This is a genomic window from Streptomyces sp. NPDC048419 (genome assembly GCF_043200415.1).
GTDB lineage: Bacteria > Actinomycetota > Actinomycetes > Streptomycetales > Streptomycetaceae > Streptomyces.
Map to the genome: position 1 here is coordinate 482,158 of NZ_JBICXT010000001.1, position 26,342 is coordinate 508,499.

Consider the following 26,342-nt stretch of genomic DNA (forward strand, 5'->3'; position numbering starts at 1 on the left):
AAACTCTGTGGTCACTGCCTGCGGACCGAGCCGGGCAGCCGCAGCCGTCGGACGACCGAGCGCAGCTCCGTGCCGCGCGGGGGCGCGGCAAGCAGGGGGACCGGCACGCGGGCGGCCTCCGGCAGGGGAAGGGCGTCGGCGCTCCACAGGGCGAGCTCGGCGTCCCGCGGTCCGTGCGCGACGCGCGGCAGGCCGGCGTCGAAGATGCGCACGGGATGTGTCGCGTCCCAGGGCTGCCAGCCGGGGTTTCCCTCGGCGGCGAACCGGACCCACGCGGCGTGCATCGCCCGGGCCAGTTCGTCGGGACCACCCTCGCCGGCCAGCTTGCGCGACTCCGGCACGTCACCGGTGTCGAACACGAAGCCGAGTTCCAGCGCGTGGCAGGCGCCGAGGCCGGGGAGGTTGGAGGGCCAGGCGAACTCGTAGACGTACGAGGAGCCGCTGCGGGCGTCGGCCAGCCGGTGCAGCGGGACGCGCAGCAGATGGTCGGTGACGATCTGCCCGACGATCTCGGCGGTCCCGGCCTCCGGGTGCAGGGTGCGGTAGCCGCGCGGCACCTCCGTGCCGCAGTGGCAGCGGGCCATGGCGCCCGCCAGAGCGACGGGCCCCAGCCGGTCGACGCGTTCCACCAGTCCGCCGGGGACGAGCCAGAGGCGGTACTCGTCGCTGGTCCAGCCCATCATCAGGTCGACACCCCGGGCCGCGTCGCCCTCCACGAGGGCCTCCAGGGGGTCGCGGGGCACGAGGTCGCCGTCGACGACGATGCCGAAGGAGGGACCGCCGAGCACGGGGCTGCTGAGCCGGCCCACGTCCCCCTGGGTGCGCAGCAGCAGCTCGCGGTCGACCTCGGCGAAGGCCGCGGCGGTCGCGGGAATCTTCAGCCGGGTCGCCATACGGCGCACCATCCGGCGCACCTTGTCCCGTTCGAACGCCTCGGGCGGCCCACTCTGCAGGACCGCCCGGCGTATCAGCCCCTGTGTCTGCGGGGCGGCCAGCAGGGCCCCGATGCTGATCGCCCCCGCCGACTGGCCGAAGAGGGTGATCCGGTCCGGGTCGCCGCCGAAGGCCGCGATCGACGCGTGCACCCACTCCAGGGCGGCCAGCTGGTCCCGCAGACCGGGGTTGGCGGGAGTGTCCGGGAAGAGGCCGAAGCCCTCCACGCCCAGCCGGTAGTTCACCGAGACCAGGACCACGCCGTCCCGGGCGAAGGCCCGCCCGTCGTACACCGGCACGGCGGACGAGCCCCTGGTCAGGGCGCCGCCGTGCAGCCACACCAGGACGGGGAGCCGGGCACCTGGGCCCGGCTCCGGCGTCCACACGTTGAGGTTGAGGCAGTCGTCACCGGGCACGTCGGGGTCCGACAGGTAGGTGGCGAAGGACTCGGAGTACGGCGGCTTGGGCGCCGTCGGCCCGAAGGAACCCGCGTCGCGCACACCGTCCCAGGGCTCGGGAGGCACGGGGGGCCTGAACCGCCGGGGGCCGAAGGGTGGCGCGGCGTACGGGACGCCGCGGAACACGGCGATCCCCTGCTCGTACCGGCCCCTTACGGCTCCGTACGGCGTGCCGACCACGGGGTCTGCAGGGACTGCTGCCGTCATACGACCACCAGCTTCCTCACGCGCTGCTGCACCGTGAACAACAGAGCACCACAGGACGGCGCGGTATTCCGGTGCAGAGCGCGTTTCGGCCGCCGGCCGGGGGACACGGTTACTGTGCGTATCCTTTCGCGCGGGGCACGGCTACTTTGCGTACATCAATGTGCCGAGGCCGAGCTGGTCGTAGCCGCCGCTGTTGGAGCCGTAGTCACCGCCGCCTCCCTCCGGGGCGACGGAGAAGCACATCTGGGAGATGTACTTGTCGTCGAGGGTCAGGCGCCGGTTGTAGTGGTAGTGCAGCATCGCCCACACCGGGCGGGCCTGGCCGCGGGAGGCGGCGGAGATCACGTTCTGTGAGTTCTGCGCGCAGTTCTGCCCGCTGCCCCAGGTGTAGGTGGTGAAGGGCACGTCGCTGCCCAGGTTGTACTTGGCCACGTACTGGGCTGCCTTCATGAACCGGCGGCCGTCGTACGAGTACAGGTCGTCTCCCTGATTCCAGGCCATCTCGCAGACCGCGCCCATCTGGCCCATGCCCATCACCGTGTGGCCCTGGTCGCGGCCGGACTCCTGCCACTGGCCGAGGGCGTAGCCGTCGGAGTCCGTGTAGAGGTACGGCACGGCGTGCGCGATCGAGCCGTTGCCCGCACCGGACTTGAAGTAGGTGACGGCCTGGTCGTACTTGGCGCCGTCGTCGTTGAGGATTCCGATGGCCATGACCGAGGCCATGTTGCACAGGTCCCAGTTGGCCCAGTAGTTGGTGATGCAGGCGTCGTTGTGGCCGGTGAGGAACTGGTTGTTGAGCGGGTAGAAGACGTCGGCCATCATCTGCTGGAAGGCGGCCAGGTCGAAGTCGCCGTAGTCCCGCATGAGTTCGGCGGCGTTGGCGAACTCCCAGCCGTAGATGCCGGCGGCGAGGAACCGGTCGGCGTTGCCGGTGACGGTCTTCAGGGTGGCGGACCAGGCGTTGAGAATCCGTGCCGCGCACGCCGCGTTCGCCTCGGTGCCGCCGACCTTCCAGCGCAGGGCGTTCTGGTAGGCGGCGGCGATGTCGTTGTAGAGGGTGCCGTAGTTCTCGCCGGTGCCGCCTCGCACGATCGTGGCCTGCGGGCTGGGCTTCCAGGTGGACACGGAGTGGGAGTTGGCGGTCAGCCTGTTCCAGCCGGACAGCCAGGGGTCGGTGCCCGCCGCGACCCTGACCTTGGCGCGGTTGATGTCACCGGCGTTGTGGAGCATGCCGGGATGGGTGAAGGCGGACGGGGCGGCGCTCGCGGTGCTGCCGGCCAGCGCGGCCGCCGAGCCCCCGAGGGTGAGGGCGGCGGTGACGCCGCCGGCGGTCTTCAGCAGACCGCGGCGGCTCAACCCGCTCTGCCTGGGCGCTCGGTGGGGGGAAGTGCGGCTCATCGTGCGACTCCGATCCGTGGGGAGGACATGGGTGGTCAGTCGGTGGTGATGCTCACCTCGTCGAACGTGGCGGTGCCGAGGGCCTGCGGACTGCGGGAGCAGACCACGAGACCCACGTGGCAGGGGGCGTCGCCGAAGCCGGGGATCTCGCCGGAGGCGAGCGCGGTCCAGGTGGCGCCGTCGTCGGTGGAGACGGCCGCGGCGAAGGCGGTCCCGGTGCGCTTCAGCCGCAGCAGCAGGGGAAGTTGGACGGTCGCGGTGCCGGAGAACGCGGAGGCACCGGCCACGGTCCTGCGCAGCATCAGCTGCGCGCTCGTCCCACCGGACACGATCGCCCCGGCGGCCTGGTCGAACGGCGACAGCGACTTGGCCATCAGCAGGCCGACCCGGTCGGCGGTGGCCCCGTCGCGGGACACCAGCCGGGCGGTGACCTCGCAGTCGCCGGTGACGGGCCGCCGTACGAACTGCCCTGTCATCCCCTGGTTGTTGACGGTCAGGTCGACGCCCGCGCCGCGGACGGTGAAGGTCCCGCCGTCGTACGACGTGCTGCCGGGCGTCCGGATCGCGACCACGCCCAGGGTCCCGTAGACGCGGTCGTCGAGAATCACGTCGCCGAGGTCGCCGTAGGACCAGGGCGCGGGCGGAGGTGTGCCGACCGTGAGGGAGAGGGTGCCGGTCGTGTCGCCCGACGCGTTGCCCGCGGTGGCCGCGACCGTGAACTCGCCGTTCCGGTCGGGCGTTCCGGAGATCAGGCCGGTGCGTCTGTCGATACGCAGGCCGCCGGGAAGACCGCGAGCGTCGAAGCGGACGGGCTCGTGCGTGGCGCGGAGGAGGTACTGGAAGGGCACACCCCTGTTGGCGAAAGCCGTTACCGGCGAGGTGAGTTGAGGTGTCCTCGGAGACGGCATCTCGGCGGACGCGGGCTCCGAGAGCGGGCCGCGGCCACCGGCGTTCGTCTTCACGACGGCGTAGTGGTACGTCGTCCCGGGAGCGCCGGTGGCATCCGCGTACCTCACGCGGGTGCCGAAGCCGACCGAGCCGACGCCGGTCGCGATGGTGTGGAACGGGCCGTCGGCGTCCGTGGCGCGCAGCACCTTGAAGCGGGCGGAGAGGTCGGGGTCGGTCCAGGCCAGTTCCACGGCATCGCTACCGCTGGAGGCCCGCAGGGCGGTCGCGGCCCCGGCGGGGCGCGGCACGGACCACACGTTGGACGGTCCCGACGTCACGGTGACGTTGTCGAAGGCGCCGGTGCCCATCTCGGCGTAGTCCTCGTCGACGCCGAGGCAGGAGGTGAGGACGAGGCCCGCGTACGCGGAGTTCCCCAACTCGACGTCCGTCGAACCGACTTCGGTCCAGCGGATGCCGTCCGGGGAGATGGCGCCGGTGCAGCGCCGGCCCTTGCGGGTCACACGCACCCAGTACGGCGCCCGCAGCCGGTAGCCGTCGCCCGCGCCCTCGACGTAGGGCGCCTCCAGCGGCGTCGCGGACTGCGGAAGCGCCCCCAGGTCGGAGATCGGGAAGGCGGCAGCGGTGGTGATGGCGTTCTGCTGGGCGGGCGGCACGGGGGTGCTGCCGGTGGCGGCGATGTCCGCCCCCGCCTCGGGCCGCACGCTCCACACACCGCTCCAGGTGTGCAGGGGCAGCCCCTGGATCAGCATCGCGGCATGCGCCGCGTCGGAGTCGGGTGAAGCGAGGACGGTGACGCCGATCCTGGAGTACTGCGAGCTGAGCGGCCACACGATGCGCGCGGTGACCGCGCCGTCGCCGCGCAGGGGCAGATGCACGAGACGGCAGGTGTCGGCGGTGCCGCTCGCCTCCAGCACGAACCGCTCCCCGTCGAAGGCGGCGGAGCCGGGGATCCGCACGTCGCCGAGGTCGCGGGTGGACCAGGGGGTGGGGAGGCCGGTGGTGGCGGAGGCTATGCGTGAATCACCGCTGACTCCCCGGGAGTTGAGGGCGCGGACCGTGTAGTGGTACGTCCGCCCCGAGCGGGCGTCGCCGTCGCTGTACGACGCCCTGTCGACCTTGCCGATCTCCACGTACGGGCCTTGGGGACGCGTGGCCCGGCGGACGACGTAGCCGGTGGCCCAGGCCGAGGGCAGCCAACTCACCGTGATCGCACGGTCGTTGCCGAGCGCGGTGACACCGGCCGGAGCCGTCGGCACGTCCTCGGCGGGAGCTGTCGCGTCGGCGTAGGCGAAGGTTCCCCAGCTGGGCAGGTCGTCGTTGCTGCCCTCGACGACGCGGGTACCGCCGGTGCCGCGGAAGAGCGCGGCCTTCGTGTACGGGGCGTCGAGACCGCGTACACCCGCGTAATGGGCGTACGCCATCTCGTAGATCGGCGGCAGGCTGCCGCGGCCGGTGGCGGAGACGGCGGTCTTGATGTACTTGCCGGTGCGGTCGAGGTCGGGGGTGAAGGGCACATCGCCGCCGAGGTTGTAGCGGGCGGCGTACTCGAAGTTGGCCAGGACGCGGTTGCCGTCGAAGCCCCACAGGTCGACGCCCTGGTTCCAGGCGACCTGGGCGACGTCGCCGGTCAGGCCGACCGCGAGCTGTTCGTGGCCCTGGTCGCGGCCGGACTCCTGGCCCTGTCCCGCCTCGGTGACCACGCGGTGCGGGACGCTGCCGTTGCCGGCGCCGGCCGCTGCGAAGCGCAGGGCGTCCTCGAAGAGCACGGGCTCCTCGCAGAACACGCCGATGGCCAGAATCGTCTGAATGGCCGTCAGGTCCCAGTTGCCGTTGGCGTAGAGCATGTAGCCGGACACGGCCGGATACCAGACGTCCAGGAAGGACCGGACGCAGCGGGCGACGTCCGCCTCGGCCCATCCGTCGTAGCCGGTGTGGCGCAGCAGTTCGGCCGCGTTGAGGAACTTGAAGGCCTGGAGGCCGGCGCCGAGCGGTCCGTCCGCGCCGGTGATCGCCGTGAGCGAGGCCGACCAGGCGTCGAGGATGTCGCGGGCCTTGTCCGCGTGCGCCCGGTCGCCGGTGACGGCCCACATGAGGGCGTTCTGGTAGGCGGCGGCCGAGTCGGCCACGGCCTGGCTCTGGAAGTCGGCGGGCCCGCGGCCCCAGGACGTGATCTGCCCCGTGTTCTGGATCGTGTACGTCGCCTGCGAGCGGGCGTGCGCGGCGAACGCCAAGTACCCGTCGTGGACCGGGGATTGCTTCGCGGCGACCGCTGCCTTCATCCTCGCCAGGTCGGCGGAGGAGTGCAGCAGCCCGGGGTGGGCGAAGGCCCTGGAACCGGTGTCGCTCCCGGCGGCCTCCGCCGCGCCGGGCACGAGCAGTGCGCCCGTACCAGACGCGAGCAGCAGCGCGGCCGTACCGCCGAGAAAGCCGCGGCGGCTCGGCGCGGGGGTCGGGATCGTCATGACGCGGCGGCCGCCTCGGCCTCGGCGGTGGTGAGGAACCTCAGGTTCGTCACGTGCTCGTTGTAGAACCACTGGACGGCGTCGGTGGTGTAGTACCAGGTCGGCTTCTTCATCGAGTCGGCGATGACGACGCCGTTGATCACCAGGTTCTCGAACGTGACGTTCTTGACGGCGTGGTCGGCGTCGTAGCCGAGGAACAGCGACGGGTTGGCGTGAGTGCCCGTGTAGCTGAGGTTCTTGACGTAGACGTCCTCGATGCCGCGGCCCACCGAGGTGTTGTACTTCGGGTTGTACATCACCTTCATGTAGATGACCTGGCCCCGGCGGAAGTCCTCGATCCGGACGTCCTCGATGCGCACGTTCCTGATCAGGTTGGAGTCACCGGGGTTGAGGGCGATGCAGCCCTGGTAGTTCATCTGCGGTTCGCGGTGGTCGAGGACGTCGATGTTCCTGATGACCAGGTTCTCGATCACCTCGGGCGCGTCGGTGTTCCCGTGCGTGCCGACGTTGATCGGATGCGCGACGTCTGCCCACAGGGTGCAGTTCTGGATGGTGATGTCGCGGGTGTCGCCGTAGTAGTCCCAGCGATGGCAGTAGATGGCGAGGCAGTCGTCGGAGTTGCGCATGAAACAGCCGTCGAAGACGATCCCGGTCGAGGAGAAGACGTCGAAGCCGTCTCCGTTGCCTTTCGAGCTGAACGCGCGTGCCTTCTTGACGTGGACGTTCTCGCTCATGCCGAACGTGCCCGCGTAACCGTTCGGGTTCATGACGATGACGTCCTCGACACGGATGTTCTTGCTGCCTTCGCAGAGGATGCCGCCGGGGCCGGCGTTGAGCATGCCGTGGCCGGTGAGGGCTGCCTTCTCCACGTTCTTGAAGAACACCTGCGCCTGCAGGACCGCGCCGCCCGCGAGATGCACGGTCTTGCCGCTGGGGACGGTGAGGACGTCGCCGGTGACCTTGTGCAGGCCGGGACCGAAGTAGATGACGTCCGGGTCGTCGGGGCTGCACGGGTGGTGGTCGACATGGTTGGTGATGACGTGCAGACAGTCGAAGATCTCCTCGTTGATCTGGACGACCAGGTCCTTGGGCTCGTCGAGCGTGAACGCCAGGGTGTCACCGCCGAGTTCGGGCCTGATGCCGTACGAGTCCGGTCTCACCCGGGCCTTGGTGGTCCCGCCCTTGAGGTACGTCACCTCGACCTCTGCGGAGCCCTGGAAGTCGAAGTACACCATCGAGGAGTCGTAGACCTTGCCCGAGCCGGTGGTCGGGTTGATCTCCTCCAGCTGGGGCCGGTAGACGTCGAGCGTCTGCCAGTCGCCGTCGGGTGCGGTGCGGACCCGCACCCTGAAACTGGTGTTGGTCGGCATACCGGACGGGCGGGGGTAGGTGACCAGCCTGGGCGCGGAGTTGACGCCGGACTCGTCGCCATGGGCCGCCGTGGCCGTCAGATCGGTGAGCCCGGCGGCGAGCACCGTGGCGCCGGCCGCCTGCAGCGCGGTGCGGCGGGACAGGGGTGTGTTCATCAGGTCTCCTTGCAACAGGTGGTGACAGGGGGTTACTTGAGGCCGGACGTGGACATTCCGGAGACGAAGCCGCGCTGGGCGACGAGGAAGATCAGCAGGATCGGGACGACGTACATCACGGACGCCGCGGCCTGGAGGTTGGTGATGGGCGTGCCGGCCGTGGAGACGTACGTGGACATCACGGCGACGGCCAGCGTGGAGTGGTCGGTGGACAGCAGGAGCTGCGGCGCGATGTAGTCGCCCCAGGTCCAGGTGAAGGCGATGACGAAGCTCGCGGACAGCACCGGCCAGGACTGCGGAAGGAAGATCCGCCAGAAGACGCCGCCGTAGCCGCAGCCGTCGACGATCGCCGCCTCCTCCAGCTCACGGGGCAGACCTGCGAAGAACTGCCGGAAGAGGAAGACCAGATACGGCGCGGACGACAGGCCCCACAGCACCCAGGGCCAGTAGGTGTCGACCATGCCGAGCCTGGCGAAGATCAGGTACGTCGGCAGCAGGGTGATCATCTGCGGCAGCATCATCGAGCCGATGAGAATGCCGAACAGAGTCTTCTTGCCGGGTGCGGCAAGACGGGCGAACCCGAAGCCGACCCAGGCGGAGCTCAGGGTGACGAGGGTGGCGTAGATGAGGGAGATGATCAGGGAGTTGCGGGCGTAGCCGAGGAAGTCGATGAGGTGGAAGGCGTCGGCGAAGTTGTGCCACTGGAAGTGGTCGGGCAGCCAGTGCACGGGCGCGGCCGCCAGTTCGGACGGGGCCTTGAGGCCGGTGAGGACCAGCCAGCCGAAGGGACCGAGAAGGAGCCCGGTGACGCCGACGAGGACGGCGTAGAGGACAAGGCGGCTGCCGCGTATGCGCATACGGGCCGAGGACTGGGGATCGAGGCTGGTGGCGGTCACTTCTTCGCCTCCGGGTCGACGTTGTAGAACACCACGCCGGACGTGAACCTGAAGATGAGCCCGGTGGCGACGAGGATCAGGACGAAGAGCACCCAGAGCAGCGCGGAGGCGTATCCGTAGCGACCGAGCGCGAAGTACTCGGAGAAGACATGGATCATGTACGTGTAGTCGGACTGCGGAATCGTGGTGAGGCCGGCCGTGGTGGCCGTGGGCGCAAGCAGCATCGGCATGATGGTCTGCACCGAGGCGATCACCCCGGTCACGGTCTGGAAGAGAAGCACCGGCGACAGCAGCGGCACGGTGATGCTGCGGAAGGACCGCCAGGCGCTCGCCCCGTCGATGCGGGCCGCCTCGTGCAGTTCGCGAGGCACGTCCTGGAGCCCGGCCAGCGAGATGATCATGACGTTTCCGGCAGCCCACAGCACGGTCATGACGAGCACGTACCGGGCGTAGGGGTCGGCCAGCCAGCCGATCGCGTCGAAGCCCAAGAAGGTCAGCACACCGTTCGCGGCGCCGGAGTTCTGGTCGAAGAGGTTCTTGAAGGCGATCCCCGCGCCGACCGGTGGCACCACCGCCGGGAGATAGAGCAGGGTACGGAACAGTCCGCGCACCTTGACGGGCCGGTTGATCAGGACGGCAAGCGCCAGCCCGGCGACGATCGACAGCGGCACGGACAGGACCGCGAACAGGCCCGTGCGCCCCAGGGCGTCCCAGGTCCGGGAGTCGTTCAGCAGCTCGCGGTAGTTGCCGAGGCCGACGTAGTGCCAGTTCGGCGAGATGCCGTCGTAGGTGGTGAAACTCAGCCACAGGGCGTATGCCATCGGCGCGATGGTCAGCAGCGAGAACCCGATGATCCACGGCGAAGTGAACATGTAGAAGGCGCGGTGCCTGCGCGTAGTCATCGAGGGTCCGGTACCGCCGACGGACCGGGATCGGCCGGCGCTCGCGGGCGAACGCGGCCGGTCCGCCACCGGAGAAACCTGATCGACCGTCATCCCACCTGCTCCTTACCGCGCTTGAGCTGGTCGTTGATGGCCGAGTTCAGATGTCCGGCGAGAGTGACGACGGACATCTCCCCCCTCATCGCGGCCGGGGTGAGCTGGTTGAAGAGGGAGTCGAAGGCGTCGCCCGTGATGTACGGGGTGACGGAGACGACCGAGAAGTGCTCGAGCTCGCTCTCCTGTGCCTTCAGCGCCCGTTCCTGGTAGTCCTCCTTGCCCGGCATCAGCGGACGCAGAGACTTCAGAGTCGGGATCCCCCAGCCGCCGGCCGCGCGTGCCTTGGCCGGTGCCTCGCCGAAGAACCACTCGAAGACCCGCCACGCGGCGTCCTTGTTCCTCGCCTTCCGCGGCATCCACAGACCGGTGCCGCCCTGGCAGGCGCTGATGCGCGGACCGCCAGCGAAGACCGGGGCCGGAGCAAGACGTGACACCTGCGCCAGCTTCCTGTCGGTGCCGATCATGCCGCCCAGCCAGTAGCCGGAGTTCGACATGGCCATCCGTCCGGCCTGGTAGCTCGGCCCGTCCCAGCCTTCGGGGGCGGGATCGACGGGCGTCGGCCCGACGTTGAGTCTGCAGTAGCCGATGTACCAGGCGAGCGCCTTGCGGGCTTCGGACGAGGTGAAGTCGGCGCGGGAGAAGTCGTCGCTGAACAGGCTTCCTCCGGCGGATGCCGTCAGGGTCGCCATCAGAGTGAGTCTGGTCAGGCCGTTGTAGCTGCCGCCGAACACGGTCGTCTGGCCCTTCGAACGCTGCACGAGGCGCTGGGCGTTCTCCAGCCACTCCTCGAAGGTGACGGGCTCCGTCTCTGCCGGGTAGCCGACGCCCTTCTTGTCGAAGGCAGCAGTGTTGTACCAGTACATGGAGTCCTGGGAGAAGTCCTTCGCCATGCCGTAGCGGGGGCCCTTGCCCTGGGTTCTGCCGTCGTAGCGCCACAGGTCGTTGACCGGGTCGAGGTCGTCGACCCTGAGCACGCTGCTCCTGGCGAAGTACGGGTCGAGCTCCTCCATCACGTCCCGGGCCGCGAAGTACGCCGCGTCCGTCGCGCCGACGGCGCGCACCAGGTCCGGTGGGTTGCCGCTGGTGAGCATCGCGATCAATTTGGTGATGTCGAAGTCGACCCGCCTGATCGTGATGCCGGTGTCCTTCTTGGCCTGCTTGACGAGATCGGGCGTGATGTCGTCGGGCTCGACCATCATCGTGACGGTCTCGACCGAGTCGCCCACCCCGGTGGAAACCTGCATGGCGCAGCCACCGAGGGAAGCCGTACCGGCCGCGGCACCGGCTGCCGAGAGGGCGAGAAAGCGGCGGCGACTCAGCGGAGCACCGGCCTGGGAGCGCATGAACGACCCACTCTCTTCGCGGAGTTGGATGACTGGGGCTTGGGCACGCGGCTCGGGACGGCGGCAACGCGTGAATGTTTCGGGAACCGTTTGCTATGCGGTGCACGGAGCTTCCGCCGAGGAACACGGCACGTCAAGGGGCTGGGTGGACTTTCGAAAAGAGTGGGTTCGCTGTGTTCAGGGGGTGGGAGTGGCTACGGTGCAGGTCAGTGCGGAAACCGGTTGTGAGAGCACGCTCCGAGACGGACCGTGCCGACCGCACCGCAGTAACCGATTTCGCGGCACGGCGGGATCGCGGACCGTGCCCATGGCGGCAAGGCCGGCACCACACGTCTCGACCGGGCGATTGACCGCCGCTTCCATACGGATCTACGGTAGAAGGCGTTTTCAGAAAGCGTTTTCATCATCGTGTCATCCACGAGCGGTCCACCTGCCGTACGACCTTGTCGTCCAAGCCTTTCAGGAGTGCCATGCCCGACCCCCAGCCACCGAAGGCCGCGTTCGCGATGGATCCGGTACACCTCCCGCTGCTCTTCCCGCCGCCGCTGATGGCCCGGCTGCGGCGGGCGTGCGACCTCGACCCCTCCTTCGTCGTACGGGACTTCGGGGATCCGGCGGCCGCGGACAGGCTCGCCCGGACGGACGTACTGATCACCGGGTGGGGCTGCCCAGGCCTCGACGCCGCCGTTCTGGCCGCCGCGCCCCGTCTGCGCACCGTCCTGCACGCCGCGGGCTCGGTCCGCTCGCTGGTCGGCGACGCCCTGTGGGAGCACGGGATCACCGTCTCCAGCGCGGTGACCGGAAACGCCCTGCCGGTCGCGGAGTACACGCTGGCCATGATCCTGCTCGCCGGGAAGGACACCTTCGCCCACCGCGAGCGGTTCCGCGCCACGCACACCTACCCGACCGTCGCCGAGACCGCGCACACCGGCAACGTCGGCCGCCGGATCGGGGTCATCGGCGCCTCGCGGGTGGGCCGCCGGCTGCTGGAGCTGCTGCGGCCGTTCGACTTCACGGTCCTGCTCCACGATCCCTACGTCGACCCGGCCGAGGCGGCCGCCCTCGGTGCCGAACCACTGCCACTGGACGAGCTGTTGGGACGCAGCGACATCGTGTCGCTGCACGCCCCCGACATCCCGGAGACCTACCGCATGCTCGACGCCGGCCGGCTCGCGCTCATCCGGGACGGCGGCGTGCTGATCAACACCTCGCGCGGCGCGCTGATCGACCACGGCGCGCTCACCGACGAGTTGGTCTCCGGCCGGCTCCAGGCCGTCCTCGACGTCACCGAGCCCGAGCCGCTGCCCGCCGCGTCCCCGCTCTACCGCCTGCCCAACGTCTTCCTCACCCCGCACATCGCGGGCTCGCTCGGCAACGAACTGGAACGCCTCGGCCGTATCGTCGTCGAGGAGCTGGAGCGCCTGGCCGCGGGCCTGCCTCCGGCCCATGAGGTGCGGCACTCGGACATGGTGCGTGTGGCGTGAGGCCCCCCGGGGCCGCTGCTGCCCCGCCCCTGCGGCCGGTCCCCGACGGAAAGCAATGGGATACGGTTTCCGCACCGGCCAGGGGCACGCTTTCCGGCCGCCCGGCGAGGGTCGACCACCTGGGCCGGACGGCGAAGCGCCGCGCTCCCGCACAGCCGGCGGGGCAGTCGTGAAGGTGAAGGAGCCGCGGTGAGTCAGCGCAAGGCGTCCGGTGACGCCGGACGGTCCACCATCCGCGACGTGGCGGAGCGGGCGGGCGTGTCCGTCGCGAGCGTCTCGCGCGTCCTGTCCGGCAACTATCCGGTCTCCGAGGACCTGCGCCGCCGGGTGATGAAGGTCGTCCGGGACCTGGACTACGTCACCAACGCCCACGCCCGCTCCCTCGCCGGCGGTGGCACGCCGACGGTCGCCATCCTCATCAACAACATCACCGGCGCCGCGTTCGCGCACGTGGCGAAGGGGGTCGAGGGCGCGGCCACGCTACGCGGCTGGCTCTCCCTGGTGGGCACCACCGGCGACGACCCCGAGCGGGAACTCGCGCTGGTCAACCTCATGCGCCAGCAGGGCGTGGCCGCGGTGGTCCTGCTCGGCGGCGCCTACGACTACGACGAGTACCAGCTGCGCATGGCCCGCTTCGCCCGTTCCCTCGACGCGGCCGGCTCCCATCTCGTCCTGGTGGGCAGGCCACCGCTGGAGGGCGACGTCCCGGCCACCACGGTCGACTACGACAACGAGGGCGGCGCCTACGCGATGGCCAGCCACCTGCTGTCGGCCGGGCACCGCAGAATCCTGCTGCTGCCGGGACACGCCGAACTGACCACGGCCCAGGGGCGGTTGAGGGGCGCGCAACGGGCCTTCGAGGCCTACGGCGTGCCCTTCGACCCGGGCATGGTGCGGCACGGTCCGTACGACGACGAGCACGGCCACAGCGCCGTGGAGGCGGCGCTGCACGAGACGCCGGACTTCACCGCGGTGCTCGCCGGCACGGACGTGGTCGCCGCGGGCGCCCTGCAGGCCCTGCGCACGGCCGGGCTACGGGTGCCGGAGGATGTCTCCATCGTCGGCTACGACGACATCCCGCTCGCCTCCCAGCTCACGCCGCAACTGACCACCGTGCACGTGCCGTACGAGGAGATGGGCCGGGTGGCCCTGCGTGCGGTGGCCGACCGGCGCGAGGGCGGCGCGAGCCGCCGCAAGGGCGCCGACGGCGACCACCTCGTGCTGGGCACCCATGTCGTCGTACGGAACTCCGTGCAGCCGCCGACCCGGCGCTGACCGGCACCGGCCCGCACCAGAACCCGGCCACCGGGAAGCAACCGTTTCGTAACCGGTTTCTCTTCCTCACCAGCACCTTTCCGCTCTTGACGGAATAAGTCCCCGCACACCCCTTGCTACGGCCGGACTGTACGGCCTACCGTCACGGCAACCGCTTTCTACAGCTTCCGCCTGGCCGGCCCCTCAACCGCGCGCCGACGGATTCCCGGCCGCCGTTCCCGGCCTGCGCATCGAGCCGTCGTCTGCTCTCTCCCAGACGCCCAACTTCCGAAGGAACACGGTCAGATGAACTTCACCAGCCCCCGGAGAAGGTTCGCCCACGCCGCTGTCGCGGGACTCGCGCTCACCGGTCTGCTCACCGCCTGCGGCGGTTCGGACGACGGTGGGGGCGCCAAGTCCTCGGGTCCGCTCACCCTCCCCTTCTGGGGCTGGGCCAACGGCCAGGAGGCCGTCGTGAAGGCGTTCAACGCCTCCCACAAGGACGTCAAGCTGAAGTACACGAAGGTCACCGACCAGCTGACCATGCAGAAGCAGCTGACCAACGCGGTCAAGGCGGGCAACGCGCCCTGCCTGGTGCAGAACACCGCCGAGTACGTGACGAGCTGGGTCTCGCAGGGCGCGCTCGCCGACATCACGCGGTACGTGGGCCCGAGCAAGGACAAGTTCAACCCGGGCTCCTGGGCGAGCGCGCAGGTGCAGGGCAAGAGCTACGGCGTGCCCACCAGCTCGTCGCCGAACTTCACGATCTACCGCAGCGACATCTTCGCCAAGTACGGCATCAAGCCCCCGGTCACCTGGGACGACTTCATCGCCGCGGGCAAGGTCCTGAAGAAGCACGGCGTCAAGATCACCAACTTCGCCGGTGAGGACCCCAGCACCCTGGAGGTGCTCGCGATGCAGGGCGGGGCGCACTGGTACGCCATCGACGGCAACTCCTGGAAGATCGACTTCCAGGACGCCGGCACCCTGAAGGCCGCGAAGGTGATCCAGCAGATCATCGACAACGACCTCGACTCCAAGCTGTCGTTCGCCGACTACGCGGCCGTGCAGCGCAACTACGACAACGGCGGCACCGCGACCCGGCAGATCTCCACCTGGCAGATGGCCGGCATGGTGCAGAACTTCACCAGGTCCTTCGGCAAGTGGGCGCTCTCGCCGTGGCCCACGTACACGGGCGAGGCGGCCAGGACGCCGGCCGGCACCAACCTGACCGGCAGCGTGACGCTGGTGACCAAGCAGTGCGGGAACGCCGAGCAGGCGGCCGACGCCGCGCTGTGGATGTCCACCGACACCGGCGCGGTCAAGACGATGGCGAGTCCGACGACCGGCAACGGCGTGATGCCCGCGCTCGCGGACAGCAAGGCCTACGTCGCCGACTCCATGTCCGGCAAGCTGCTCGGCAAGAACTACCGGCCGGCCCAGCAGGTCGTCACGGACAGTCTGGGCAAGGTCACCACCGACTGGACCTTCGGCCCCAACTGGACCGCGATGTTCACCGAGTTGCAGAGCCAGTGGGCGAAGGTCGTCAACAAGCAGGAGAAGGTCACCGATCTGCTGGCGCACATGCAGCAGTGGACGGTCAAGGACCTGAAGTCCCGCGGCATCAGTGTCCAGGGCTAGGGGGCGTCCGGTGGATCAGGTCGGCTGCAGGAAGCGGCGCGAACCGGCGGGCCCGAGCGGGATCCGGTGCGGGAAGTTGCAAGGCGGAGGCGGGGGTCGGCGCGACGGGGGTCGCCCCACTCCGGCTGAGCCGAGAGTCGGGGAATCGGGGACCGGCGGCAACGCTGCCGGGGGCGTCCCCTCCGGGGGAGGGCGTGCCGGGGCGCGCGACGCCGAGCTGATCCGCCGGGAACTCCCCAGGGACTGGAGCGACCGCTCATGATCCGCTCGGTTCGCTGGAAGGGGGCCGCCTTCACGGTGCCCTTCCAGCTCGGCTTCGTCTTCCTCTATCTGGTGCCGATCGGGTACGCGATCCATCAGTCGCTGTATCGCGAGCAGCAGTCCGGCCTCGGACTCGGCGGCTCGGCACAGAAGTTCGCCGGCCTGGCCAACTACCAGCAGGGCCTGACCGACTCGGCGTTCATGGGCTCCGTGCTGCGGGTGGTGCTCTTCGCCTGCGTCCAGATCCCGGTGATGCTGCTCATCAGTCTCGTCCTGGCCCTGTTCCTGGACGCCTTGAGCTCCAAGGCGGCCGGACGGTTCCGGCTTCTGCTGCTGGTGCCGTACATGATCCCCGGAGTGGTCGCCGCCCTCGTGTGGATCAACCTCTACAGCCCCGACGTCGGCCCGCTCACCCCGCTCGGCAAGGTCTTCGGCTTCGACTGGAACTTCTTCGCGCCGTCGCTGGTGTGGCCGTCCATCGGCAATCTGCTCACCTGGCACGGCGTCGGCTACAACATGGTGATCATCTACTCGGCGCTCCAGGGCGTCCCTCGTGAGCTGTTCGAGGCCGCCCGGCTCGACGGTGCCTCCGAGTTGCGGATCGCCCGCAGCATCAAAATCCCGTACGTGCGCGGTGCGTTGGTGCTCACCGGCATGCTGTCGGTCATCCAGATGCTGCAGATCTTCAACGAGCCGGCGCTGTTCCGGAACATCACGCCGCAGACGGTCGGCGACTCCTTCACCCCGATCATGATCATCTACAACCAGGCGTTCAACGCCGGCAACTACCACTACGCCGCGGCCCTGTCGGTGCTGCTCGCCCTGATCCTGGGTGTCGCCTCCTTCCTGTTCTACCGGCTGACGTCGAAGGAGGCCGACTGATGGCCCTCACCGAGGAACGCACGAAGCAGCAGCCTCTCCGGCGGCTCAACCGGCCGGATCCGGCGGCCCGTTCGCGGGGGAGCCAGCGCTTCCTCCTCGTGGGACTCGCCCTGGCAAGCGTCTACAGCCTGTTCCCGGTCTGGTGGCTGATGGTCGCCGCCACCAAGAACCGCGTCGGCCTCTACCAGAGCAGCGGCCTCTGGTTCTCCGGCTGGCACCTCTGGGACAACCTGCATCAGCTGTTCACCTACGAGGACGGCATCTTCCTGCGCTGGACGGCCAACTCCCTTCTCTATGCCGGAGTCGGCTCCCTCGGCGGCACGCTGCTCGCGCTCGCGACGGGCTACGGCCTCGCGCGCTTCCAGTTCCCGGGCCGCAACCTGGTGTTCGCGTGCGTGGTCGGTTCGTTCCTGATCCCGATCGCCCTGCTCACCCTGCCGCTGTACCTGCTGTTCTCCCGGATCGGCCTGGTCGACACGCCCTGGGCGATGCTGGTCCCCTGCCTGATCAACCCCTTCAGCGTCTACCTCGCCAAGGTGTACACCGAGGCCACGATCCCCTACGAGCTGCTGGAGGCGGCCCGCATCGACGGCGCCGGCGAGCTGCGCATCTTCTTCAGCATCGTGTTGCGCATGATGACCACCGGCGGCGCGACCGTCTTCCTGCTCGCCTTCGTCAACACCTGGAACGCCTTCTTCCTCCCCCTCACCGTGCTGCGCGGCGAGCAGAACTGGACTCTCAACCTGGGCCTGTACAACTGGTCCGGCAAGCGCCTGGAGTCCGGCGTCGACCTCACCAGCCTCGTGCTGACCGGCGCGCTGCTGTCCATCGTGCCGATGGCGATCATGATGGTGGCGATGCGGCGCTACTGGCGGACCGGCGTCACCCTGGGAGCCCTCAAGTGACCTTGCTGGACAACCCGGTTGTGCGGGGCTTCGCCCCCGACCCCTCCATGGTCCGGGTGGGCGACTGGTACTACATCGCGACGAGTTCCTTCGAGTGGTTCCCGACCATCCCGATCCACCGCTCGCGGGACCTGGCCCACTGGCAGTACGCGGGGCATGTGCGCGGCGCCGCCCCGGGCGGCTCGCTGGCCGGTGTGCCGGACTCGGGCGGCATCTGGGCGCCGTCGCTGAGCTGGGACGGCGAGCGGTTCTGGGTCGTGTACTCGGTGGTGCGGTCGGTCGGAACGCCGTACTTCGACCTGGACACCTATGTCAGTACGGCCACCGAGGCGGGCGGCACCTGGTCGGCGCCGCGCCGGGTGGCCGGCCATGGCTTCGACCCCGCTCTCTTCCACCACGAGGGCCGGCTGTGGCTGCTCAATCTCCAGAACGACCACCGCCCGGGCGGACGGCGCTTCGCGGGCATCGTGCTGACCGAGCTGGACCGTCAGACGCTGCGCCCGATAGGTGATACCCATCTGCTCCTCCAGCACGAACGGCTCGTCGAGGGGCCGAAGTTGGTGCACCGGGAGGGCTGGTACCACCTGGTGCTGGCGGAGGGCGGCACCGGCTTCGAGCACGGGGTGCGGACGGCGCGCAGCCGTGAGCTCACCGGCCCGTACGAGCTCGCCGACCGGCCGCTGCTGACCTCGCGGGACGACCCGTCGCTGCCCTTGCAGAAGGCCGGGCACGGGGAGCTGGTGCGGACCGCGGGCGGGGACTGGGTGCTGAGCCATCTGGCGGCCCGCCCGGTGCAAACGCCCCGGGGCCCGCGCTGCACGCTCGGCCGGGAGACGGCGATCCAGGCGGTGGTCTGGGACGCGGACGGATGGCCGAGGATGCCGCACGGAGACTGGCATCCTGCCGTCGAGGTCGACGTGGCGACGCATCCGGCGCCACTGCCGCAGCAACCGGCCGATACCACCGATCCGTTGGGCTGGCCGTGGAGCACGCTGCGCGCGGCGCCCGATCCGTCCTGGGCCGACACCACGAGCCGTCCGGGCTGGATCCGGCTGCGCGGACGGCACGGACCCGAGTCACGGTGGGCGCACAGTCTGCTGGCCCGGCGGATCACCGAGCACCGGGCGGAGGCCGAGGTCACCGTGGAGGCGCGGCCCGTCACCTTCACCCAGGCTGCGGGCCTGGTGCTCCGGTACGACGCTCAGGCGTATCTGAGCCTGGATCTGACCTGGGCGGAGCCCGGAGGCGAGGGGCAGCGAGGGCAGCAGTGGCGGGGTGGCGGCCGTACGGTGCTGCGGCTCGTTGAGCGCGACGAGGCGGGCGCCCGCACGGTGGCGGTCGTGGGCGTCGGCACGGACGCCCCGGTGGCCCTGGGGGTGACGGTCGACGGGGCCGAGGCGCGGTTCTGGTACGTGCGCGACGGCGTACGTACGCCGGTCGGGGAGCCGCTGGACTTCGCCAAGCTCTCCGACGACCACGGTTGCGGGCTCCGCTTCACCGGGGCGATGGCCGGCATCCATGCCATGGACCTGGTGGACGCGGCGTTCACGGCCGACTTCACCGGATTCGCCCTCACCTGCCACCGTCGGCCCTCCCGGTAAACCGCCAACACGCCTCGCCACGTTCGAAGTTTCGAAAGTTCGGGACCATCGAGACCTGCGAAGCCCGGGCTCTTCCCGTGATGAGCCGGTGAACCTAGGGTAGGAAGCGCTTACTGTTTCCGCGCTGGTCGAAACTTTTCATGGCCCTCGGGCGGGCCGGAGAGGTGGTCCCGATGGTCCGCACGGGAAGTGCGAGCGTGGCGGCCGGGCCGACGCTGGCCGTCGTGGCCCGCGAGGCCGGGGTGTCCGTGCCGACCGCCTCCAAGGTGGTCAACGGCCGGGACGACGTGGCGCCGGAGACCCGCCGCCGCGTCACCGAGGCGCTGGACCGGCTCGGCTACGTCCGCAGGCCCCGCTTCGACGCGGCGAAGGTGCCGGGGCTGGTCGACCTGGTCGTGCACTCCCTGGAGAGCTCCTGGTCGGGTGCGGTGCTCCAGGGCGTGGAAGCGGCGGCGCACGACGCCGGCCTGGAGGTGGTCGTCTCGGCGGGACTCACCCGCACCCGGGGCGCGCGCCCTGAGCGCGGCTGGCTGGACAAGCTGATCGCCCGCGGATCGTCCGGAGTGCTGTTCAACCTGGCCGAGTTGACGACCTCGCAGTACGCCTGGCTGGACCAGCACCGCATCCCGTACGTCCTGATCGACCCGGTCCTCGAACCGCCGCCGGGCGTGGTGTCGGTCGGGGCCGCCAACTGGCAGGGCGGGGTCACCGCGACCGAGCATCTGCTCTCCCTCGGCCACGAACGCGTCGCCGTCATCGCGGGCCACCAGCGCAAGATGTGCAGCAGCGCGCGGGTCGCCGGGTTCCGTTCGGCGCTCGCGTCGGCGGGCGTCCGCCATCGTCCGGAGTACGTCCGCCACGCCGGCTTCGACGAGACGGTCGCGCACCGCCGCATGCTGGACCTCCTCGACCTGCGCGAGCCGCCGACGGCGGTCTTCGTCTGCTCGGACCGGATGGCCCTGGGCGTGTACCAGGCCCTGGCGGAACGGGGTTTGCGGGTCCCGTACGACGTCAGCGTCGTCGGCTTCGACGATCTGCCGGAGTCGCGCTGGATCACCCCGGCGCTCACCACCATCCGCCAGCCGCTGTCGGAGATGGCGGCCACGGCGCTGCACCAGTTGGTCCGGATGATGGAGGGGGACCGGCCGGAGAGCACGCGTACGGAGCTGTCCACTCGGCTGGTGGAGCGTTCCAGTACGGCGCGCCCGCGCTGAGCCTTCGCCGGGGTGTGCGGCGTGGCTGACGGTCCGTCTTCGACTGCGGGTGCGTCGTGGCCGGTCGCGCAGTTCCCCGCCCCTGTCGGGGCGCGGTCCGCTCAACCCCCTTCGCTCGGAACCGCGTTGTTCGGGGCTCCGTCGCCGTTCGGCGGGAGGTCGCCTCGTCGTACGGGTGCGGTGGGGGTCGAGGTGGGCGCGGGCGGCAGGAGGTCGGCGAGTTCGGCGGCTGAGGGGTGGTGGGCGGCGAGGAGTGCCTTGTGCAGGGTGGCTCGCGGGACGCCGGCGCCGGTGAGCCAGATGACATAGCCCTTCCTCGGCTGCGCGTATCCGTGCTGCCGGCCGGCGCTGCGGTACCAGGCGTCGCCCTCGCGCGTGCACCTGGTCTGCCCGTCGGGTGCGTCGCCGACGGGTTGCCGCGGGCAGGTGGCGGCGGTCAGCGTGCCGCGGTCCACCCGGATCTCGATCTGCGTGTTGGTCTTCGGCGACCAGTACACGGCGGAGAAGCCGTCGTCGCCGGACACGCCCACGGACTGCCGGGCGAGGGTGTAGCCGGGCGACCCGGTGACGTAGACGAGTTCCGGAGCGATGCCCAACGCCTGTGCGCGTGCCTTGAGTCGGGCCGGGTCGGCGGGTGTGGCCGAGCCGCCGGCCCCGGCGTTCGCGCCTGCCTTCTCGGTGCCACAGCCGGCTGTCAGCAGCACCGGCAGGAGCAGAAGCGGCGGCAGGGCGCGCAGGGTTCGGATCACTCCCCCATCCTGCCGCATGCGACGCAACGCCGCCGCACAGGTGTTCCATCACGGGGGCGGGGCTGCGTAGCCTCGACTCCGATGAACACAATCCCCTCACACCTCGACCACCTCGTGCTCGCAACCCCCGATCTGGCGGCGACGGTCGCCGAGTTCGCGCGCCGCACCGGCGTGACGCCCGCCCTCGGTGGCGCCCACGTCGGGCGTGGCACCCTCAACTTCCTGGTGTCGCTGGGTGGTTCGAGCTACCTGGAGATCATCGGGCCGGACCCGGAGCAGGCGGAGCCGGACGGCCCCCGCCCGTTCGACGTCGACGAGGTGGACCGCGCGCGGACGGTGACCTGGGCCATCAGCCCGCCTGACCTCGACGCGGCCGTGGCCACCGCCCGCGCCCAGGGTTACGACCCGGGCGACGTCCGCCCGATGAGCCGCCGCCGCCCCGACGGCACCCTGCTGGAGTGGCGGCTGACCGACGGCGACACCCAGCACCCCTCCGGTCTGGTGCCGTTCCTCATCGACTGGGGTGCGTCGGTCCATCCGACCGCCACGGACCTGCCCGTCACTCCCCTGGTACGGCTGTCCGCCACCGCACCGGACCCGGAGGAGCTGCGGCCCCTGCTGGCCGCCGTAGGGGCCGAACTGCTCGTGGCCGAGGGGCCGGTGGGGCTGTCGTTCACGGTGGAGACGCCCCGGGGGCCGGTGACCTTCGGGTGAACCTGGCGCGCGATGTCCGTTTCCTTCAAGACCCGCCGCCGGAGTGCTGCCTACCGTGACCGCATGACTCCACGAATCGATGCCGTCGGGCTGGTCGTCTCCGACATGGCGGCCGCCGTCACCTTCTACCGCCGGCTCGGCCTGGCGTTCCCCGAGGGCGCCGAGAGCGGGCCGCACTGCGAGGCCGAACTGCCGGGCGGGCTGCGCCTGCTGCTCGACACCGAGGACACGGTCCGCTCCTTCCACGCCGGGTGGCGGCCGCCCACCGGCGGCTACCGCACCGGACTGGCCTTCCGCTGCGACAGCCCGGCGGAGGTGGACTCGGCGTACGAGGAGCTGGTCGGGGCGGGACACCACGGGGAGCTGAAGCCCTGGGACGCGTTCTGGGGCCAGCGGTACGCGGTCGTGCACGACCCGGACGGCAACGGCGTCGACCTGTTCGCGCCGCTGCCCCGGTAGCCGCGCGCCGTCACCTCAGCAGCTCGCGCAGCGGGACGCCCGCCAACTCCTTGACGTCACGGGAGAGATGCGCCTGGTCGGCGAACCCGGTCCGGGCCGCCGTCTCGGCGAACGGGACGCCCTGCCGGGCCAGCCCGAGCGCCCGTTGCAGCCGCAGCACGCGGGCCAGCGTCTTGGGACCGTAGCCGAAGGCGGCCAGGGAGCGGCGGTGCAACTGGCGGGCTCCGAGGCCGAGTTCCCCGGCGGTGGCCGCGACCGGGCGGCCCGCGTCGAGGGCGGTCACCAGGTGCCGTAGCAGCGGGTCGGGGGGTGCGGCGCCGGCGGCCAGCCGCAGGGCCAGCTCGTCGAGCCCGCTCGCCGGTCCGGCGGCCGCGTGCATACGGGCGGTGAGGCGGCGGACCTCCGCGGCCGGCCACAGGTCGGCGAGCGCCACGCGCCGGTCGCGCAGTTCGTGCGCGGGCACGCCCAGCAGGGCGGGGGCTGTTCCGGGGCGGAACCGCAGGCCCGTCCACACACCGGGGGCGCCCTCGGTGACGTAGGCCCGGGTGTCGGGTCCCGCGACCAGCAACCGGTCCTCGTGCCAGAGCAGATCCATGCAGCCGTCGGGCAGCACCCGCCCCACGCCGGCCTCGGCCGGGGTGTTGCGCCACACGACCGCTCCGGGCAGCCGGGACGGTCTCTCCTCGTACACGTTCGTCAGCCTACGCGCGCGGTCTCCCCCGCCCGCCCCCGATGCTCCTGCGGGCTCACGCCGTACACCCGCTTGAAAGCGCTGGACAGGGCGAACGCGCTGCCGTAGCCGACCCGCCGGGCGATCGCCTCCAGGGTGTCGTCGGTGTCGCGGAGCGCGTCCGCGGCCAGGGCGAGACGCCAGCCGGTCAGGTACGTCATCGGGGGCTCGCCCACCAGCTCGCTGAAGCGGCGGGCGAGGGCGGCGCGGGACACCCCGGCCTTGGTGGCCAGGGAGGCCACCGTCCAGGGGTGCCCGGGGTCGTCCTGGAGCAGGCGCAGCACCCGGCCCACGACGGGGTCCGCGAGCGCCCGGTACCAGGCCGGGGCCGCCGCCTCGGGGCGGGAGAACCAGGCCCTGAGCGCGGCGATCACCAGCAGGTCGAGCAGCCGGTCGAGGACCACCTCCTGGCCCGGTTCGTCACGTACGATCTCCTCCATGAGGAACGGCGTGAGGGGGCAGTCCCACACCTCGGAGGTGAGGGTCAGCAGGGGCGGCAGGGCGTCCAGCAGGCGCCCGCTGACCTCGCCCTGCCACAGATAGGTGCCGATCAGCATCACGGCGGAACCGTCGAGCCGGTCGCCCCAGGTGCGCACGCCCAGGTCCATGGAGCCGTTCAGGGACCGCCCGTCGGGGTAGCTGCACTCGGCGCCCGGCAGGATCAGCGCCTGCGGGGCCGTGTCCGGGTCGTCGGCGCAGCTGTAGGGGTCCGGGCCACGCGCGATGGCGAGGTCGCCGGGCCGCAGCAGCACCCGCTCCGCGGCGTCCGGCACGACCCACGCCTCACCGCGGACCATCAGCATGACGGTGAGGGGTGCCCGGTCCTCGATGCGCACGCACCACGGCGGATCGAAACAGGCGCGGATCATGAAGGCGCCCCGCGCGCGGGGGCCCTCCAGAAGGCCGGCCAGAGCGTCCATGGGGTCAGCGTAGACGGCCGGACATGGGAATGAGCCGTTCAGCCATGGGGGTTGGGGGCGCACGCCCGTTGACTTGAGGCATGGCGGACAACGCGGCGAACACGCAGGACATGACCGTTGTGGTGACCGGTGCCTCGGGGCGTACCGGGAGCCGGGTGGTGCGGGCGGCACGGGCGGCGGGGCTGACCGTCAGGGCCGCCTCCCGCGCGCAGGGCTTCGACTGGGAGGATCCGGCGACCTGGGCACAGACCCTGCGGGACGCCGACGCGGCGTACCTCGTGCATCCGTCCGACGTCGGCGCGCCCGCCGCGACGGAGGGCGTCGCGGCTCTCGCCCGGGAGGCCGTCGGTCTCGGGGTCCGGCGGCTGGTGCTGCTCTCGGCGCGCGGCGAGGAGCAGGCTGGGGCGACAGAGGAGGCGCTGCGGACGTCGGGCGCGCACTGGACCGTCGTACGGGCCGCCTGGTTCGCGCAGAACTTCAGCGAGGGGCCGCTCCTCGACGAGCTGTGCCGGGGCGAGCTGACGTTCCCGGCGGGCGAGGTGCGGGAGCCGTTCATCGACGTACGGGACATCGCGGACGTGGTAGCGACCACGCTGACCTGCGGGGACCGGTATGTGGGGCACACGGTGGAGATCACCGGGCCGCGGCTGCTGTCCTTCCGGGAGGCGGTCGCGGAGATCTCCGAGGCGACCGGCACCAAGCTCACCTACACGCCGGTTGCCGCGCGCGCCTACGGCGAGGCGCTGACGGGCTTCGGGGTGCCTTCCGCGGAGGCGGAGTTCCTGGTGGAGGTCTTCGAGGGGCTGCTCGACGGCCGCAACGCCCACCTCAGCGACGGCGTCCGCGAGGTGCTGGGACGCGAGCCGCGCGACTTCTCGGACTTCGTGGGGGAGGCCGCCGCGGCGGGCACCTGGAAGGCGTGAGCCGAGAGGGTCAGGGAGTGTCCGGCTTGTGATGGTGGGGCGGGTGCGTGCTCTTCACATGGGTGCGCAGGCGGGACGTCACGTCCTCCGGAGGCAGGAAGCGCGACCAGCGCTCGGGGAACTCGGAGGGCATGTCCGGGTCGTCCGGATCGGGGTCGACGCCCGCGGCGGCGCGGGCCACCTGCTCGGCCAGCTGCGCCTCGCGCACCCGCTCGTTCGCGGCGCGGGCCGCGGCGGTCGCGGCGGCCGGCCAGACCCGGTCGATCGCGGCGTTGACCGCGGCCCCGACGAGCACGGCGAAGGCGGACACACCGATCCACAGCAGCACGGCGACGGGCGCGGCCAGTGAGCCGTAGATGGTGGGGCCCTCGACCGTGCTGGTGAGGTAGATGCGCAGCAGGAAGCTGCCGAGCACCCACATCGCCAGGGCGACCAGCGCGCCCGGCACGTCCTCGATCCACGGGGAGCGGACGGGCACCGAGACGTGGTACAGCGTGGTCAGGAAGACGACCGACAGGACGATGACGACGGGCCAGTACAGCACCTGTACGACGGTCGTCGACCACGGCACGACGTTCACCACCGCGTCCGGGCCTGCCACCATCAGCGGCAGGGCGACCGAGCCGATCAGCAGGGCCACGATGAAGAGCGCGAAGGACAGCATGCGGGTCTTGACGATGCCGCGGACGCCGTCGAGGCCGTACATCACCGTGATGGTGTCGATGAAGACGTTCACGGCGCGGGAGCCCGACCACAGGGCGAAGAGGAAGCCGATGGAGATGACGTCGGGTCTGCCGCCCTTCATCACGTCGTGCAGGATCGGCTGGGCGATCTCCGAGACGCCCTTGTCGGACAGGACGGTCCGGGACGCCTCCAGCAGGTTGTTCTCCAGGCTGGCGATGGTGTCGGCGCCGGTCCAGTCGTCGACGTAGCCCAGCAGGCCGATCATGCTGAGCAGCAGCGGTGGCACGGACAGCAGCGTGAAGAACGCTGCCTCTGCCGCGAGGCCGAGGATGCGGTACTCCATGCACGAGTTGACGGTGTCCTTGAGCAGCAGCCAGGCGGTCCTTCGCTTCGAGACGTTCCGGTAGAGGGCACGCGCCCGATGGAGACGCCCTGAAGGGCCCTGTGGGGATTCACTTGCTGGCTGCACGCCCTAAAGGTATCCGCCGTTGCTCGGTGCACTCACCCCCCGGCCCGCCGCCCGTCGGGGCGCGGGGACGGAAACGGGGCGGCTACGGACCGGAAACCGGGCGGGCGGTTCCGGCCCATTCTTCTGTCATGTCCCTGTTGGCCGGTTTGTTCCACCTCTCAACCGGAACCGCGCCCGGCACATGTACCGCCGATGCGGCGATATCCCCGGTCACGCACGGGGGCACCGGAAAACCGTGTCATGATCCAGGCCCTCCGGAGCGACCGGAATGCGCCAATGGGTGAAACGCCCTTGAAGCGTTCATGAACTCTCCGAAAGAATT

21 protein-coding genes are annotated in these 26,342 nt (G+C 70.6%); 10 read left to right on the top strand and 11 right to left on the bottom strand.

Features of this window, described 5'->3' with window-relative positions; genetic code table 11:
- Positions 1-11: 11 nt before the first annotated feature.
- The 7 genes from ACGFYN_RS02100 to ACGFYN_RS02130 all read right to left on the bottom strand — a co-directional run bounded on the left by ACGFYN_RS02100 (position 12) and on the right by ACGFYN_RS02130 (position 11,130).
- Complete coding sequence (locus tag ACGFYN_RS02100; RefSeq protein WP_393863781.1) at positions 12-1,598, bottom strand: carboxylesterase/lipase family protein; 1,587 nt, start codon at positions 1,596-1,598, stop codon at positions 12-14.
- Between the two features lie 141 nt (positions 1,599-1,739).
- Positions 1,740-2,996 carry an alginate lyase family protein gene (locus tag ACGFYN_RS02105; RefSeq protein WP_393863782.1) on the bottom strand — a complete coding sequence of 419 codons (1,257 nt, stop codon included), beginning with the start codon at positions 2,994-2,996 and terminating at the stop codon, positions 1,740-1,742.
- A gap of 35 nt (positions 2,997-3,031) precedes the next feature.
- On the bottom strand, positions 3,032-6,367 hold the full coding sequence (locus ACGFYN_RS02110; RefSeq protein WP_393863783.1) for an alginate lyase family protein: 3,336 nt from the start codon (positions 6,365-6,367) through the stop codon (positions 3,032-3,034).
- Positions 6,364-7,893 (bottom strand): glycosyl hydrolase family 28 protein, encoded by a 1,530-nt coding sequence (locus ACGFYN_RS02115; protein WP_393863784.1) that lies wholly within the window; start codon positions 7,891-7,893, stop codon positions 6,364-6,366. Before ACGFYN_RS02115 ends, ACGFYN_RS02110 begins: the two co-directional genes overlap by 4 nt.
- Positions 7,894-7,925: 32 nt before the next feature.
- On the bottom strand, positions 7,926-8,789 hold the full coding sequence (locus tag ACGFYN_RS02120) for a carbohydrate ABC transporter permease (protein ID WP_393863785.1): 864 nt from the start codon (positions 8,787-8,789) through the stop codon (positions 7,926-7,928).
- On the bottom strand, positions 8,786-9,784 hold the full coding sequence (locus ACGFYN_RS02125) for a carbohydrate ABC transporter permease (RefSeq protein ID WP_393863786.1): 999 nt from the start codon (positions 9,782-9,784) through the stop codon (positions 8,786-8,788). Before ACGFYN_RS02125 ends, ACGFYN_RS02120 begins: the two co-directional genes overlap by 4 nt.
- Positions 9,781-11,130, bottom strand: a complete 1,350-nt coding sequence (locus tag ACGFYN_RS02130) for an extracellular solute-binding protein (RefSeq protein WP_393863787.1) — start codon at positions 11,128-11,130, stop codon at positions 9,781-9,783. Before ACGFYN_RS02130 ends, ACGFYN_RS02125 begins: the two co-directional genes overlap by 4 nt.
- A gap of 470 nt (positions 11,131-11,600) precedes the next feature.
- On the opposite strand from ACGFYN_RS02130, the gene ACGFYN_RS02135 reads away from it, so the two are divergent.
- The 7 genes from ACGFYN_RS02135 to ACGFYN_RS02165 all read left to right on the top strand — a co-directional run bounded on the left by ACGFYN_RS02135 (position 11,601) and on the right by ACGFYN_RS02165 (position 20,372).
- Complete coding sequence (locus ACGFYN_RS02135) at positions 11,601-12,614, top strand: hydroxyacid dehydrogenase (RefSeq protein WP_393863788.1); 1,014 nt, start codon at positions 11,601-11,603, stop codon at positions 12,612-12,614.
- Between the two features lie 189 nt (positions 12,615-12,803).
- The gene (locus tag ACGFYN_RS02140; protein WP_393863789.1) at positions 12,804-13,889 is read left to right on the top strand and encodes a LacI family DNA-binding transcriptional regulator; all 1,086 of its coding nucleotides are present in this window, start codon (positions 12,804-12,806) and stop codon (positions 13,887-13,889) included.
- Between the two features lie 285 nt (positions 13,890-14,174).
- A complete protein-coding gene (locus ACGFYN_RS02145) occupies positions 14,175-15,509 on the top strand; it encodes an ABC transporter substrate-binding protein (protein ID WP_393863790.1) in 1,335 nt (444 codons plus the stop codon).
- A gap of 258 nt (positions 15,510-15,767) precedes the next feature.
- The gene (locus tag ACGFYN_RS02150) at positions 15,768-16,652 is read left to right on the top strand and encodes a carbohydrate ABC transporter permease (RefSeq protein WP_393863791.1); all 885 of its coding nucleotides are present in this window, start codon (positions 15,768-15,770) and stop codon (positions 16,650-16,652) included.
- A complete protein-coding gene (locus ACGFYN_RS02155) occupies positions 16,652-17,557 on the top strand; it encodes a carbohydrate ABC transporter permease (protein ID WP_393863792.1) in 906 nt (301 codons plus the stop codon). Before ACGFYN_RS02150 ends, ACGFYN_RS02155 begins: the two co-directional genes overlap by 1 nt.
- Positions 17,554-19,158 carry a family 43 glycosylhydrolase gene (locus tag ACGFYN_RS02160; RefSeq protein WP_393863793.1) on the top strand — a complete coding sequence of 535 codons (1,605 nt, stop codon included), beginning with the start codon at positions 17,554-17,556 and terminating at the stop codon, positions 19,156-19,158. The genes ACGFYN_RS02155 and ACGFYN_RS02160 overlap by 4 nt, the downstream gene beginning before the upstream one ends.
- Positions 19,159-19,331: 173 nt before the next feature.
- The gene (locus ACGFYN_RS02165) at positions 19,332-20,372 is read left to right on the top strand and encodes a LacI family DNA-binding transcriptional regulator (protein ID WP_393863794.1); all 1,041 of its coding nucleotides are present in this window, start codon (positions 19,332-19,334) and stop codon (positions 20,370-20,372) included.
- 101 nt (positions 20,373-20,473) lie between these two features.
- Here the strand turns inward: ACGFYN_RS02165 and ACGFYN_RS02170 are convergent, their stop codons facing one another.
- Complete coding sequence (locus ACGFYN_RS02170) at positions 20,474-21,121, bottom strand: hypothetical protein (RefSeq protein WP_393863795.1); 648 nt, start codon at positions 21,119-21,121, stop codon at positions 20,474-20,476.
- An 81-nt stretch (positions 21,122-21,202) separates the two neighbouring features.
- Between ACGFYN_RS02170 and ACGFYN_RS02175 the strand changes: the two genes are divergently transcribed.
- Both ACGFYN_RS02175 and ACGFYN_RS02180 read left to right on the top strand, forming a co-directional pair.
- A complete protein-coding gene (locus tag ACGFYN_RS02175; RefSeq protein WP_393863796.1) occupies positions 21,203-21,835 on the top strand; it encodes a VOC family protein in 633 nt (210 codons plus the stop codon).
- Positions 21,836-21,898: 63 nt separating this feature from the next.
- Positions 21,899-22,294, top strand: a complete 396-nt coding sequence (locus tag ACGFYN_RS02180; RefSeq protein WP_393863797.1) for a VOC family protein — start codon at positions 21,899-21,901, stop codon at positions 22,292-22,294.
- Positions 22,295-22,304: 10 nt separating this feature from the next.
- On the opposite strand, the gene ACGFYN_RS02185 is transcribed toward ACGFYN_RS02180, so the two are convergent.
- Together ACGFYN_RS02185 and ACGFYN_RS02190 are read right to left on the bottom strand one after the other, a co-directional pair.
- Entirely contained in the window at positions 22,305-22,985 is a 681-nt protein-coding gene (locus ACGFYN_RS02185; RefSeq protein WP_393863798.1) for a helix-turn-helix domain-containing protein, read from the bottom strand.
- A gap of 5 nt (positions 22,986-22,990) precedes the next feature.
- Positions 22,991-23,944 carry an AraC family transcriptional regulator gene (locus tag ACGFYN_RS02190; protein WP_393863799.1) on the bottom strand — a complete coding sequence of 318 codons (954 nt, stop codon included), beginning with the start codon at positions 23,942-23,944 and terminating at the stop codon, positions 22,991-22,993.
- An 80-nt stretch (positions 23,945-24,024) separates the two neighbouring features.
- On the opposite strand from ACGFYN_RS02190, the gene ACGFYN_RS02195 reads away from it, so the two are divergent.
- The gene (locus tag ACGFYN_RS02195; RefSeq protein WP_393863800.1) at positions 24,025-24,867 is read left to right on the top strand and encodes an NAD(P)H-binding protein; all 843 of its coding nucleotides are present in this window, start codon (positions 24,025-24,027) and stop codon (positions 24,865-24,867) included.
- A gap of 10 nt (positions 24,868-24,877) precedes the next feature.
- Here the strand turns inward: ACGFYN_RS02195 and ACGFYN_RS02200 are convergent, their stop codons facing one another.
- Positions 24,878-26,020, bottom strand: a complete 1,143-nt coding sequence (locus ACGFYN_RS02200) for a YihY/virulence factor BrkB family protein (RefSeq protein ID WP_393863801.1) — start codon at positions 26,018-26,020, stop codon at positions 24,878-24,880.
- Positions 26,021-26,342: the final 322 nt, after the last annotated feature.